Here is a 13,479-nt window from a genome sequence, read left to right on the forward strand (position 1 = left end):
CTCTCGATTGTCAAGCTACGTTCCCACGCTATCAAGGCATCAGACATCTGACGTCTGACGCTACGTACTCCACCGGTCCCCGAGACCACGCCGATCCCCCCACGCCCCGCCCCTTCCGCCCCACCCTCAACGTCCCTGGAGGACCCGTGCCCGAGCTGAGATCAGCCGGTGTCGAGCGCCGCACCTTCCTGCGTTACACCAGTGCCATCGGCGCGGCCGCCGCCATCACGGCGAGCCTCGCCGCCTGCGGCGGCCCGTCCTCGACCGCCGACGGCTCGGCCGGGAAGGGCGACGGCGCGGGCACCATCGAAGCCGGGCTCTCGTACCCCCTGTCGACCGGCTTCGACCCGATGATCACCTCCGGTGCCACCCCGTACGCCGCCAACATGCACATCTTCGAGGGCCTGGTCGATCTCGATCCGGCGACACTCGTGGCCCGTCCCGCGCTCGCCACCGAGGTGCCGAAGAAGATCAACGCCACCACCTACCGCGCCACGCTCCGCGAGGGCGCCACCTTCCACGACGGATCACCGGTCACCGCCGACGACGTGGTGTTCAGCTTCGAACGCATCCTGGACCCCAAGAACTCCTCGCTGATGGCCCAGTTCGTGCCGTTCGTCGACAAGGTCACGGCCGTCGACGCGAGCACCGTCGAGTTCAAGCTCAAGTACGCCTTCGCGCTCTTCCCCTCGCGCATAGCCGTCGCCCGGATCGTCCCGAAGAAGATCGTCTCGGCCGACCCCAAGGCGTTCGACGCCAAGCCGGTCGGCTCCGGTCCGTACCGGTTCGTCGAGGCGACCCGCGAGGACAAGATCGTCTTCGAGGCGTACGGCAAGTACAACGGCCCCCACCCGGCCAAGGCCAAGAAGATGATCTGGCGCCTGATGTCCGACCAGTCGGCCCGCGTCAGCGCCATGGAGTCCGGCCGCGTCCAGGCCATCGAGGACGTCCCGTACATCGACGTCAAGCGGCTCTCCGGCAGCGCGAAGACGGAGTCCGTGCAGTCCTTCGGCCTGCTCTTCCTGATGTTCAACACCGCCGACAAGCGCTTCGCCGACAAGCGGGTGCGCCAGGCGCTGCACTACGCCCTGGACACCGAGAAGATCATCTCCACCGCGATGGTCGGCAACGCCGCCGCCGCCACCGGCTACGTCCCCGCGACCCACCCGGACTACACCAAGGCCGCGACCGTCTACACCCACGACGTGGCCAAGGCCGAGCGGTTGCTCGCGGAGGCCGGCGCGAAGAACCTCTCCTTCACCGTCCTCACCACCGACACCGGCTGGGTCAAGGACATCGCACCGCTGCTGAAGGAGAGCTGGGAGGCGGCCGGGGTCAAGGTCACCCTGAACATCGCCCAGTCCCCGGCCCAGTACGCCAAGGTCGACAAGGGCGACTTCGACGTCCTCGTCGCCCCCGGGGACCCCTCCGTCTTCGGCAACGACGCCGACCTGCTGCTGCGCTGGTTCTACTACGGATTCTGGCCCGAGAAGCGCTACGGCTGGGCCGGATCGGCCGCGTACAAGCAGGTCAAGCAGACCCTCGACAAGGCTGCCCAGGCCGCCGACGAGGCCAAGCGCAGGGAGCTGTGGGGCCAGGTCACCGACCTCGTCGCCGACGAGGCCGCGCTCTACCCGATCCTCCACCGCAAGCTCCCCACCGCGTGGAACGAGAAGGCCCTCCCCGGCTTCAAGCCGCTGCCCACCACGGGCCTGTCCTTCGTGGACGTCGGCCGCGCCTGACCGATCACGGCCCGGGCCCCGCACCGGGGGCCCGGGCCCGCCCGCCCAATCCCAAGGAACCCGACGATGGTTGCTTTTCTCCGGCTCGCGCTGCGCCGCGTCGCGATGATGCCGGTGATGATCCTCGGCATCGCGCTGCTGGTCTTCGTGGTGCTGCAGTTCTCGCCGGCCGACCCGGCCTTCAACGCGCTCGGGGAGAGCGCCACCCCCGAGGCCCGCGCGGCCTTCGCCGACGCCAACGGCCTCAACGACCCGCTGCCCGTGCGGTACTTCCACTTCCTCGGCCAACTGCTCCACTTCGACCTCGGCATGACCGTGCCGCCGAGCGTGCCCGTGGTCGACCGGATCACCGCCGCCTTCCCGCTCACCCTCCAGCTGACGGTCCTCGGACTGATCATCGCGGTCGTCCTCGCCGTCCTGCTCGGCGTCGTCGGAGCCATGTACCGCGACCGCTGGCCCGACCAGCTCTTCCGGGTGCTCTCCATGGCCGGGGTCGCCATCCCCTCGTTCTGGCTCGGCGTACTCCTCATCCAGCAGTTCGCGCTGAACACACCGCTCTTCCCGACCGGCGGCTACACCAACCCGGGCGACTCCTTCGGCGGCTGGCTCAGGACCATGGCCCTGCCCTCGATCTCGCTCGCGGTGCCCGTGGCCGCGTCCCTCGCCCGGCTCGTCCGCACCTCGATGGTCGCCGAACTCGACCGTGACTACGTCCGTACCGCCCGCGGCAGCGGCCTGCCGTCGTCCATGGTGATCCGCTCGGTGCTGCGCAACGCGCTCGTCACCCCGCTCACCGTGCTCGGCGTCAAGGTCGGCTATCTGCTCAGCGGCGCCGTCGTCATCGAAGCGATCTTCGACCTGCCCGGCATGGGCAAACTCATCCTCGAAGGTGTCACCGGCGGCGATGTCGCCCTGGTCCAGGGCACCGTACTGACCATCGCCATCGCCTTCCTGGTGGTCAACGTCATCGTCGACCTGCTCTACCTGCTGGTCAACCCGCGCATCAGGACGGTGTGACATGTTCGCCACGGGCCGTCTGGCCGCCAAGCTCTCCCGCCCCGGAATCGCGTTCCGCGCCCTCCCGGTCACCTCCCGCGTCGCCCTCGGCGTCCTGCTCGTCGTCATCCTCGGAGCCGTGTTCGCGCCCCTGCTCACCCAGGACCCGCTGACCACCGGCACCCCGGTCCAAGCCCCCGGCGGCGCCCACTGGTTCGGCACCGACCGGGCGGGCCGCGACGTGTTCGCCCGCGTCGTCCACGGCTCCCGCTACTCCCTGATCATCGGACTCGGCGCCACCGCCCTCGCCCTCGTCGCGGGCGCGCTCCTCGGGGCGCTCGCCGCCACCTCGCGCAAACTCGGCGACGAATCCGTGATGCGCACCCTCGACATCGTGATGTCGTTCCCGCCGATCGCGCTGGCCGCCGTCCTCGTCGCGGTCTTCGGCACCAGCATCCCGGTGATCATCTTCACGATCGCCTTCGTCTACACCCCGTCGCTCGCCCGCGTCGTCCGCGCCAACGTGCTGTCCCAGTACGGGGAGGACTACGTCGCCGCCGAGAAGGTCATCGGCGCCCGCCGCGGCTACATCGTGCTCCGGCACGTCGCCGTCAACTGCATGGCCCCGGTCATGGTCTTCGCCACCGTGATGGTCGCCGAGGCCATCATCTTCGAGGCGAGCCTGTCCTTCATCGGCGCCGGAGTGCAGGACCCCGACCCCAGCTGGGGCAGCGTCCTCGCGTACGGCCGGCAGATCCTCCTCGCCGGCGGCTGGTGGGCCACCTTCTTCCCCGGCCTCGCCCTGCTGATCACCGTCCTCGCGCTCAACATCCTCTCCGAAGGACTCACCGACGCCTCCGCCGCGCCGAAGAGCGCCCGCGTCACGCCCGGACCCACGGCGGCCGGCGCCGACCCGCTCGTGGCCCGCTCGGCCGAATCCGTCGACGCCGCCCTCGACAAGCTCGCCCGGCGCGTCAACGCCACCGAACCCACCATCGTCCCGGTACCGGAGGACGCCGGCGAACTCCTCGTCGTACGCGACCTCGCGATCCGCTTCCCCGACCGCTACGGCACCGTCCCCGTCGTCGACTCCCTCGACTTCACCGTCCACGAGGGCGAAACACTCGGTCTGGTCGGCGAGTCCGGCTGCGGCAAATCCATCACCAGCCTCGCCGTCATGGGCCTCCTCGCCCGCAACGCCGAGATCAGCGGCGAGATCATCTACCGGGGCCGCGACCTGCTGAAGCTCTCGACCAAGGAACGGCGCGCCCTGATGGGCCCCGAGATCGCCATGGTCTACCAGGACGCGCTCTCCTCCCTCAACCCGTCCGTCCTCGTCGGCACCCAGCTCCGCAGGCTCACCTCACGCGGCGGTACGAAGACCCCGCCGAACTCCTCGAACTCGTCGGCCTCTCGCCCGGACGCACCCTGCGCAGCTACCCGCACGAACTCTCCGGCGGCCAGCGCCAGCGCGTCCTGATCGCCATGGCCCTGTCCCGCAGCCCCCGCCTCCTCATCGCCGACGAGCCCACCACCGCGCTCGACGTCACCGTGCAGGCCCAGGTCGTCGAACTCCTCATCAAGCTGCGCGAGGAACTCGGCTTCGCCATGGTCCTCGTCTCGCACGACCTCGCCCTGGTCGGAGACCTCTCCCACCGCGTCGCCGTGATGTACGCCGGCCGTCTCGCCGAGATCGGCGACACCCGCTCCGTACTCACCGCCCCCACCCACCACTACAGCCGCGGCCTGCTCGGCTCCGTCGTCTCGCTGGAAGCGGGCGCCGACCGGCTGCACCAGATCCACGGCGTGGTCCCGGCGCCCCAGGGCTTCGGCGACGGCTGCCGCTTCGCCTCCCGCTGCGCCGCCGCCACCGAACTCTGCCGCACCACCGTCCCCCCGCTCGCCCGGCACGGCGCCACGCACGACCACGACTACGCCTGCCACCACCCGGCGAGGACCGCACAGCTGGAAGGGAGCGCCCTGTGATCAGGCTCGACGGCGTTCACGTACGCCACAAGGCACGCAGCGGCGGGGTCTTCCGCCGGGACGCGGTGCACGCCCTCACCGACGCAACCCTGGAGATCGAGCGCGGCGAGATCGTCGGACTGGTCGGCGAGTCCGGCTGCGGCAAGTCCACGCTGGCCCGGGTCCTCACCGGCCTCCAGAAGCCCACCGAGGGAGAGGTGCGCTTCCACGGACGCGACCTCTGGGAGATGTCGGCGGCCCAGCGCCGCGACGACTTCGGCTCCGCCGTCGGCGTCGTCTTCCAGGACCCCTCCACCGCGCTCAACCCACGACTGACGGTACGTCAGATCCTGCGCGACCCGCTCGACGTGCACCGGCGTGGCACCCGCGACGAGCGCGAACGGCGCGTCGAGGAACTCCTCGACCTGGTCGGCCTGCCCGGCCACACCCTCGCCGCCCTGCCCGGCCAGCTCTCCGGTGGCCAGCGCCAACGCGTCGCCATCGCCCGCGCCCTGGCCCTCGAACCCGAACTGATCGTCGCCGACGAACCGACCTCCGCACTCGACGTCTCCGTCCGCGCCCAGGTCCTCAACCTCCTCGTCGACCTCCGGGAACGCCTCGGCCTCGGCATGGTGTTCATCTCCCACGACATCCAGACCGTGCGCTACCTCGCCGACCGCATCGCCGTCCTCTACCTAGGCCGGATCGTCGAGCAGGGCCGCGCCGCCGACGTCGCGGGCGCCCCCAGCCACCCGTACACCGAGGCACTGCTCTCCGCCACGCCCAGCCTGCTGGAGACCACCGAACGGATCGTGCTCACCGGCCCCGTGCCGTCGGCCACCAACCCTCCGTCCGGCTGCCCGTTCCGCACCCGCTGCTGGAAGGCGGACGACGCCTGCGCCACGGTCTTCCCCGCCGAGAGCGCCGGCGCCGACGGACACCGCTGGCACTGCGTCCACCCCCAGACACCCGCCGGCCTCCCCGGGGAGGCGGCCTCCGTACCGTCCGCAAGGAGCACCGCATGACCGCCCGCACCCCCCGTCACAGCGGAGTGATCCCGCCCGTCGTCACCCCCCTCACCACGGACGGCGAGCTCGACCGCGCGTCCCTGGAACGGGTCGTCGGCCACCTCATCGACGGCGGTGTCAACGGCCTGTTCGCGCTCGGCAGTTCCGGCGAGACCGCCTATCTGACCCCCGGCCGCCAGGACGAGGTCATCGAGGTGATCACCGCCACCGCGGCCGGACAGGTCCCCGTCCTCGTCGGCGCGATCGAGACCACCACCGACCGCGCGATCGAACGCGCCCACGCAGCCGCCGCGCGCGGCGCCGACGCCGTCGTCGTCACCGCCCCCTTCTACACCCGGACGGACGACACCGAGATCGACCGGCACTTCCGCCTGGTCGCCGCCGCCGTCGACCTGCCGCTCCTCGCGTACGACGTACCGGTCTGCGTCCACAGCAAGCTCGACCCGGACCTGCTGCTGCGGCTCGCCGCGGACGGCGTCCTGGCGGGTGTCAAGGACTCCAGCGGCGACGACGGGGCGTTCCGCCGCCTCGCCATCGGCGCCCGCGAAATGCCCGGCTTCGCCGTGCTCACCGGACACGAACTCGTCGTCGACGCGATGATGCTCAGCGGCGCCGACGGCTCGGTTCCCGGACTCGGCAACGTCGACCCGCACGGATACGTCCGGCTCCACGAGGCCGCGGTACGGGGCGACTGGGCGGCGGCGAAGGCCGAACAGGACCGCCTCGTCGCCCTCTTCGACATCGTCCGCGCGGCCCGCCCCGGCACCGCCTCCGCGACGGCCGCCGGACTCGGCGCGTTCAAGACGGCGCTCATGCTGCGCGGTGTGATCGCCACCAATGTGATGAGCCCGCCGATGCGCCGGCTCGACGCCGAGGAGACCGCGGCCGTCGCCGCCTGCCTGGACCGCGCCGGACTGTCCCGGACCTGACGTCCGGTCAGCCCCGGTGCCCCGGCCTTCCCCCGGCGCCCGCCCCGGCTCGCGGATGCCGCCGACCGGCCCTGGTGCGCGCCGCCCGGAGAGGTGACATCGGAGGGCGACCGTGTGACACGTCCGGCACGCGGGGCACTGTCCTGTTTGTTCGTGAACAGACAGAAAGGCAGTGCATGTCCGTAAGAAGATGGACCAGTGGCGTCGCGGTGGGGGCGATGGTGCTCGGCGCCACCGCCTTCGCCCCGCCGCCCCCGGCCGCCGTTGCGGCGGCCGGGGGCCACCGCACGATCCTCACCGCCCCCGCGAGCACCGATCCGGAGGTCGGTGCCGCCGACGACATCGGCGGCGCGGCGACGCGCGTGCGGCACGCCCGGATCGACTCGGCGGCCCTCGGCCCGCTCTGCGGCGACCAGTACGGCCGCCCGGCGACGTTCCCGCTCTTCGACGACGTCTCGATCCAGCTCACCGAGCAGAGCCGGTACACCTCGGGCGGCACCCTCCTGTGGACCGGCGGCGTGGGCGGCGGGTCCGGGCAGCGCGGGTTCGTGACCCTGGAGGGAGGCTGCGACGGCGTCCCGGACAACGAGCGGATGAACGCCGAGTTCATGCTGGGTGGTGACGTCTACACGGTCGAGACCACCGGTCCGGGCACCGTACGGATCAGCCAGGTCACCCCGCTGACCGACGAGAACGAACCCGGGCTCGGAACACCACCGGCCGGACCCCGCGGAGCGGCGGCTGACACCGCCGTCACCCCGCGCGCGGCGGCCGCGTGCAAAGGCGGACAGGGCATCACCCTCATCGACCTGCTGATCGGTTACACCCCGAAGGCCACCACGGAGGCGGGCGGTGACAAGCAGATCAGGGCCGAGATCACCCGGGCCGTGGCGCTCGCCAACGAGGCGTTCGCGGTGAGCGGCACCAAGGCCAGACTGCGGCTGGTCCACGTCACCCCGGTCAAGGTGACGGCCGCCCAGGACGGGGTCACCCAGGAACTCATCAAGGCCGTCGCCGCGACCAACGACAAGGTCGCCGACGAACTGCACCCGCTGCGCGACAAGTACGGCGCCGACCTGGTCTCCGTCATCGCCGGAGGCAACGCGGCGGGTGGCCTCGCCTACACGCCCACCGCACCGTCGGTCAACACCAGCAACTACGGGTTCTCGGTCGTCGCCCGGTCGGCGCTCAGCCACTTCTCCCTCGTGCACGAGATCGGACACAACCTCGGCGCCTCGCACGACCGCGTCACCCAGCCCAAGCAGCCGCCGCCCCGGGGCGCCAACGGCTACTTCCCCAAGTCCGGCAACTGGTCGTCGCTGATGGCGTACGAATCGGGCTGCCGCAAGGCCACCAAGGGCCGCTGCGGGCGGATCAACCACTTCGCCAACGCCCACGAGACGTACCGCGGCGAAGCCCTGGGCGTCCCGCTCGGCAGGCCCGACGAGGCCGACACCGGCGAGGTGTTCAACACGACGGTCAAGGGGGTCGCGGCCTACCGCGCGGCGAAGAGCACCGAGGCCCTGTGCGGGGTCACCACCTCCGTGTCCCCCAAGTCGTCCGGCACGGTCGCGGCGGCCCGCACCGGTCCGTACCCGAAGGGCACCACCGCGGTGTTCACCGCCAAGCCGGCCAAGGGGTACGTCTTCTCGCACTGGATCCTCGACGGCAAGCGGGTCGCCGGCACGTCGGCCACCGCGCGCGTCCCGGTCGGCTTCGACCGGAAGCTGGTCGCCTTCTTCGTCAAGGGGAAGACTCCCGCCCCCAAGGTCGTCACCAGGACGACACGCGGCGGCGCGGTCAAGCAGGCCCCCGCGGCGAAGGCCGCCGCGATGGGCGTCGGACTGCTGTACAGCGCGGTCCCGGAACCCGGCTACCACTTCGTGGGCTGGGAACTGGGCGATTCGTACGCGGGTGACACGGCCGACGTCGGAGTGGACCTGGGCGACGAGGACCTGGTCCTCAGCGCCACGTTCGCGCCCGCCGTCCATCCGCTGATGCCGGCCGTCGAAGGCGGTCTCGGCACGATCGAGCCGTCGCGGCCAGGCCTGTTCGCCGAGGGGGACACCGTCATCGTGACGGCCACGCCGTCACGCGGGTACCGCTTCGTCGGCTGGTTCATGGACGGCAAGAAGTACGGCGGGAGGGTGACCCCGGGCATCGGACAGACGGCCGTCACCTTCGGCGCGGACAGTCATCTGATCACCGCTCGTTTCGCTCCGGTGCTCACGAAGCGCTGACGACGCGGCCCAGCGGCCGCGTGAAGGCCCCGGTGCCCTGGAACACGAAGGGTCCGGTCGGACAGCCGAGGCTGTCCGACCGGACCCTTCGCAGGTCAGCCGGGGAGGGCGGACGGTCGGTTCAGTTCCTGGAGGCGCGGGTACGGCGCATCAGCACCGTGCCGCCGAGCAGCAGAGCGGCGCCGGCCCCGGCCGCCAGGCCCACCTGTCCGGCTCCGGTGTCCGCCAGGAGCGCAGCGGTCGCCGCGGGCGAGGCCGCGGGGTCGTCCGCGGCGAGCGCCGGCTCGTCAGCGGCGAGCGGCGGCTCCTCCGGAGTGGCCGGAGGGGTCTCCGGGGTGATGGGCGGCTCGTCCGGAGTGAGGGGGGGCTCGGCCGGAGGTGTGTGATGCGTGGGCGGAGTGGTGTGCGTGGGGGGCTGGTGGTGTGTCGGCGGCTGGCGGGGCGGGTCGACCGGCGGGCGGCCCACGGGGTCGGACGCGTTGACGCATCCGTTGCCGAAGGTGGGGTTGAGCACGCCCACGACGTCGACGGAGTTGCCACAGGCGTTGACCGGGACGTCCACCGGCACCTGGACGACGTTGCCGGACAGCACGCCGGGGGAGTTGGTGGCCACGGCCTCCGCGTCGGCGCCCTGCGCGGAGTGGCTGCCGCCACCGCCGGAGACGTTGGCGCAGCTGTTGCCGAAGGCGGGGTTCAGCAGGCCGACGACGTCGACCGTGTTGCCGCAGAGGTTCACCGGAATGTGCACCGGCACCTGGACGGCGTTGCCCGAACCGACGCCCGGTGACCCCACGGCGGCGCCTCCTGCCGACGCGTCCGCGTATGCGTGACCGCCGGTCGCGGTCAGGATGCCTGACGCCGCCGCCATGATGAGCATGCTTTTGTTCAAAGCCTGTCGCATGTACTGCCCTTCCTTAGGACACTTCGTGCGGGCCGACGGCCCGTCGTTCTTTCCCGTTTCCGGGACGGAGCAGCCCCGTGGTGGGGCACGGAGACGTTGACGACAGCCATAACGACGGCTGATTGCGGAGGAAACTTGAAATCGGGTGGAAATTCCGTAACCACTCGAACGAGGGACGAGCGGACGGTCCTTGGCGAGGCCGCGGTTGACGCCGTCCGTTCCGGTCGTGGTCCGGGTGTCCGGCATTCGGGTGAATGGCGAGAACCAAACGTGCGGAGGTGAGTTGGGCAGGGCGCGCTCCGGCACGGGGCATTCAGGAACGAGAAGGGTTCATCGTGATCAAGAAGGTTCTTGCTACGGGCGCCGTCGCGGCCTCCATCGTCGGCCTCTCGGCGGCCATGGCTCCGCAGGCCCTGGCGATCGGCAACGACACCGGCACCACCTCCGTCAACGGCAACGCCGCCTCGCAGGCGTTCGGCAACGCCGAGACCCGCGGCGACTGGAGCCCGCAGTTCGGCCTGGTCCAGGGTTCGCTGAACAAGCCCTGCATCGGTCTCCCGCTCAAGGGCAACCTCGGTTCGCTGGTCGGCGTCGTGCCGGTCACGGTCCAGGACATCAACGTCCTGTCCTCGCCGCAGAACCAGCAGTGCACCGAGAACTCCACCCAGACCAAGGGCGACGAGCCGCTGTCGCACATCCTCGACAACATCCCGGTCCTCTCCGGCAACGGCGTCGCCAACCGCTGAGCCCGACGCGACGACGGGCCCGGCCGCGCACTCCTCGACGCGGTGGCCGGGCCCGCCGCCGCGTCCCGGACGCCACTCGGTGATCCGGGTGGGCCCGTTGCGTCATTCGGGCGGTTTTTCAGCAAACCGCTCCTGCAATAGTTTCGATCCCGGTCTTAAATCGTTACGAAATACAGCCGTGGAGTTACGAGTGATCAGGACACCGCTCGTGCGGCGCGAAAATCGTGACCGCTTCGGACTCCACTGTCGAAAGGGACAAAAGTGAAGTACACCAAGATCGCCGCCGTCGCCGCCGGAACCCTCATGGCGATGGGCGCCGCCGCTCCCGCGTTCGCCGACTCCGGCGCCGAAGGCCTCGCCGCCGGCTCCCCGGGCGTGCTGTCCGGCAACGTGCTCCAGGTTCCGGTGCACGTTCCGATCAACCTCTGTGGCAACACCATCGACGTCATCGGTCTGCTGAACCCCGCCTTCGGCAACACCTGCGTCAACAGCTGACCGTCGGTCCGCCGACACGGTCGTTCACAGCGGAAGGCCCCGGAGCGCACAAAGCGCGCTCCGGGGCCTTCCCCTTTTCCTCGGGGCCCGTTCCGGCTGTGTTCTCCCGCCCGGACGCGGCGGACGGCCGGAGGCATTCCGCCGGCCCGAGGCGCTGTGCGCCCGGCGGCTGGTGGGCGGACGTCCGGGCGGACATCCGGAACGGTGCGGGACAAGTGCACCACCAATTCCCGCCCGATGTCCTGCGGTGCACCCGATCCAGTGATTAGTCATGCAAGCGTGCCGCGTATCCGGGCTGTCCGAGAAATGTCGGAGCACGCAGTTGCCGCGGCTCCGAAGAATCGTTAGCCAGAGGGAAAGCGGCAGAAGTCACGGGTCAAGGATGGCCTGTGCGGCGCGAGACGCGACCGAAGCAGCTGCCGCTGGAGAAGGGAACCTGAAAGTGAAGTACGCGAAGACCGCCGCCCTCGTCGCCGGCTCCTTGGTCGCCCTCGGAACGGCTGCTCCCGCCTTCGCCGTCACTGACGCCACGGCCCCCAACTTCAGCCTCGACGGCGGCATCCAGCAGGTGCTGACCAGGGCGCCGCAGGGTATCGACCCCGTGGTCGGAACCGTCGCGAAGGCGGCCGAGACGGCGAAGAAGGACGGCACCGTCGGAAGGCTGGCCGGCGAGGCCACCGGAGTGGCCAAGAGCGCCGCCCCGCTGCTCGGCGGGGTGGCACTCGGCCGCTGACCGGACCGGGGGCGGCGCGTTCGTCGCCGATGAACCGCTCGCCTGAAGCGGTCAGCTCACGCGTTTCGCATTTCCCGTTCACGCTCGTCCGGAGATCACCCGGACGAGAGAGCACCGTTCGGGTGAAACTCCACAACCATTCCCGCCGGAACGAGTTGGTCAGTGCGCTCCGGATAGGCGGGCACACAGAAAAACCAGAAGGGCTATTTCATGATCAAGAAGATTATGGCTTCGGCAGCCATCGCTGCCTCCGTCGTCGGTGTCTCCGCCGCGATGGCTCCGCAGGCGCTGGCCGTCGGCGACAGCAACGGCACGACCTCCATCAACGGAAACGGTGCCTCGCAGGCGTTCGGCAACTCCGCCACCCACGGCAACTGGAGCCCGCAGTTCGCCCTGATCCAGGGTTCGCTCAACAAGCCCTGCATCGCCCTCCCGGCCAAGGCCAACCTCGGCTCGCTGGTCGGCGTCGTGCCGGTCACGGTCCAGGACATCAACGTCCTGTCCTCGCCGCAGAACCAGCAGTGCACCGAGAACTCCACACAGGCCAAGGGCGACGAGGCGCTGTCGCACATCCTGGACAACATCCCGATCCTCTCCGGCAACGGTGCGGGCAACCGCTAGTCCCCGGAGGGGCACCAGTACCGCTTCCCCGCACCGACGTCGCGACCGGCGTGGTGCGGTGACCGGCGCGGGGACCGTACGGCTCCGGACCTCACCCGCTGATCTCGAATTCCGCGGGGACGGCCCGGCCGCTGCCTGTCCGTAGTGGTCCGAAGTGCTCGGAACACGAGGGGCCGGTCCGTCCAACGCGGCAGCCGTTACCCGGCAGCCCGGACGGGCCGGCCCTTCGGCGTGCCTCCACCGTCCGCATCCGGCCCGACGCCCGTTGGGCCGGATGCCGCAGCGGTTGCCGATCCGGTCCGAAGAGCGGGTACAGCCCCTCCATGGACCAGTACGACAGTCGCGGCCCGTCGGGCGGACCGCAGCACCCGGGGGACGCCACACCGATCTATGACCGGCTGCTCGCCGAGTGGCAGGCCGCCTCGTGCGCCCCCGGGCCCACTTCTTCCACGAGCGCGGCACCGTCCCGTGCGAGCGGGCTCGTTCCCGCGGCCCGGACCTCGGGCGACGCCCATGGCAGCTGAGCCGGACGTCCATGTGCGGCAAAATCAACCCGTTTGAGTGGTACTGCGGAACCGATCTGTCCGTACGCGGTTGATCAGTACGTTCCAGAACGGAACGCTCCGAAAGGTGAAGCTTGATGAAGAAGATGATGGCCGGTGCGGCCGTGGCCGCGTCCCTGGTCGGCCTCTCGGCCGCCCTGGCCCCCACGGCCATGGCGATCGGCAACGACACCGGCACCACGTCGTTCAACGGCAACGGCGCCACCCAGGCCTACGGCAACGCCGCCACCCAGGGAGACGGCAGCCCGCAGTCGCAGCTCATCCAGGGCACGCTGAACGACCTCTGCCTCGGTGTGCCGGTCAAGGCCAACCTCGGTTCGCTGATCGGCGTCGTGCCGATCACGGTCCAGGACGTCAACGTGCTGGCCTCCCCGCAGAACCAGCAGTGCGCGGACAACTCCACGCAGGCGAAGGGTGACGAGGCGCTGTCGCACCTCGTCGACGGCATCCCGGTGCTCTCCGGCAACGGCGTCGCCAACCGCTGATGTAGTCACCTGCGGGCGGCACGAGGTGACATCCT

12 protein-coding genes and 1 pseudogene are annotated in these 13,479 nt (G+C 70.5%); 12 read left to right on the forward strand and 1 reads right to left on the reverse strand.

Annotated elements, in window-relative coordinates; all coding sequences use genetic code 11:
- Window positions 1-146 precede the first annotated feature (146 nt).
- From PZB75_RS26100 to PZB75_RS26125, 6 genes and pseudogenes are all read left to right on the forward strand, one after another.
- A complete protein-coding gene (locus PZB75_RS26100) occupies window positions 147-1,742 on the forward strand; it encodes an ABC transporter substrate-binding protein (protein WP_275537733.1) in 1,596 nt (531 codons plus the stop codon).
- Between the two features lie 66 nt (window positions 1,743-1,808).
- Window positions 1,809-2,759, forward strand: coding sequence for an ABC transporter permease (locus tag PZB75_RS26105; RefSeq protein ID WP_275537734.1), 951 nt, complete (start codon window positions 1,809-1,811; stop codon window positions 2,757-2,759).
- Window position 2,760: 1 nt separating this feature from the next.
- Window positions 2,761-4,724 (forward strand): annotated as a pseudogene (locus tag PZB75_RS26110) (dipeptide/oligopeptide/nickel ABC transporter permease/ATP-binding protein).
- Window positions 4,721-5,728 (forward strand): ABC transporter ATP-binding protein, encoded by a 1,008-nt coding sequence (locus tag PZB75_RS26115; RefSeq protein WP_275537735.1) that lies wholly within the window; start codon window positions 4,721-4,723, stop codon window positions 5,726-5,728. Before PZB75_RS26110 ends, PZB75_RS26115 begins: the two are co-directional and overlap by 4 nt.
- Window positions 5,725-6,660, forward strand: coding sequence for a dihydrodipicolinate synthase family protein (locus PZB75_RS26120; protein ID WP_275537736.1), 936 nt, complete (start codon window positions 5,725-5,727; stop codon window positions 6,658-6,660). The genes PZB75_RS26115 and PZB75_RS26120 overlap by 4 nt, the downstream gene beginning before the upstream one ends.
- A gap of 176 nt (window positions 6,661-6,836) precedes the next feature.
- The gene (locus PZB75_RS26125; RefSeq protein WP_275537737.1) at window positions 6,837-8,900 is read left to right on the forward strand and encodes a reprolysin-like metallopeptidase; all 2,064 of its coding nucleotides are present in this window, start codon (window positions 6,837-6,839) and stop codon (window positions 8,898-8,900) included.
- A 121-nt stretch (window positions 8,901-9,021) separates the two neighbouring features.
- Here PZB75_RS26125 and PZB75_RS26130 read toward each other — a convergent pair whose 3' ends face one another.
- The gene (locus PZB75_RS26130; RefSeq protein WP_275537738.1) at window positions 9,022-9,801 is read right to left on the reverse strand and encodes a chaplin; all 780 of its coding nucleotides are present in this window, start codon (window positions 9,799-9,801) and stop codon (window positions 9,022-9,024) included.
- A gap of 335 nt (window positions 9,802-10,136) precedes the next feature.
- On the opposite strand from PZB75_RS26130, the gene PZB75_RS26135 reads away from it, so the two are divergent.
- From PZB75_RS26135 to PZB75_RS26160, 6 genes are all read left to right on the forward strand, one after another.
- Window positions 10,137-10,547, forward strand: a complete 411-nt coding sequence (locus PZB75_RS26135) for a rodlin (protein WP_275537739.1) — start codon at window positions 10,137-10,139, stop codon at window positions 10,545-10,547.
- A gap of 303 nt (window positions 10,548-10,850) precedes the next feature.
- Window positions 10,851-11,042 carry a chaplin gene (locus PZB75_RS26140; protein WP_275538873.1) on the forward strand — a complete coding sequence of 64 codons (192 nt, stop codon included), beginning with the start codon at window positions 10,851-10,853 and terminating at the stop codon, window positions 11,040-11,042.
- Between the two features lie 442 nt (window positions 11,043-11,484).
- Window positions 11,485-11,775 (forward strand): hypothetical protein, encoded by a 291-nt coding sequence (locus tag PZB75_RS26145; protein ID WP_275537740.1) that lies wholly within the window; start codon window positions 11,485-11,487, stop codon window positions 11,773-11,775.
- 210 nt (window positions 11,776-11,985) lie between these two features.
- Complete coding sequence (locus PZB75_RS26150) at window positions 11,986-12,396, forward strand: rodlin (protein WP_275537741.1); 411 nt, start codon at window positions 11,986-11,988, stop codon at window positions 12,394-12,396.
- A 323-nt stretch (window positions 12,397-12,719) separates the two neighbouring features.
- A complete protein-coding gene (locus tag PZB75_RS26155; RefSeq protein WP_275537742.1) occupies window positions 12,720-12,920 on the forward strand; it encodes a hypothetical protein in 201 nt (66 codons plus the stop codon).
- Window positions 12,921-13,036: 116 nt separating this feature from the next.
- Window positions 13,037-13,444, forward strand: coding sequence for a rodlin (locus PZB75_RS26160; protein WP_275537743.1), 408 nt, complete (start codon window positions 13,037-13,039; stop codon window positions 13,442-13,444).
- Window positions 13,445-13,479 lie beyond the last annotated feature (35 nt).

Origin of the sequence: Streptomyces sp. AM 4-1-1, assembly GCF_029167625.1 — a bacterium.
Taxonomy (GTDB): domain Bacteria; phylum Actinomycetota; class Actinomycetes; order Streptomycetales; family Streptomycetaceae; genus Streptomyces.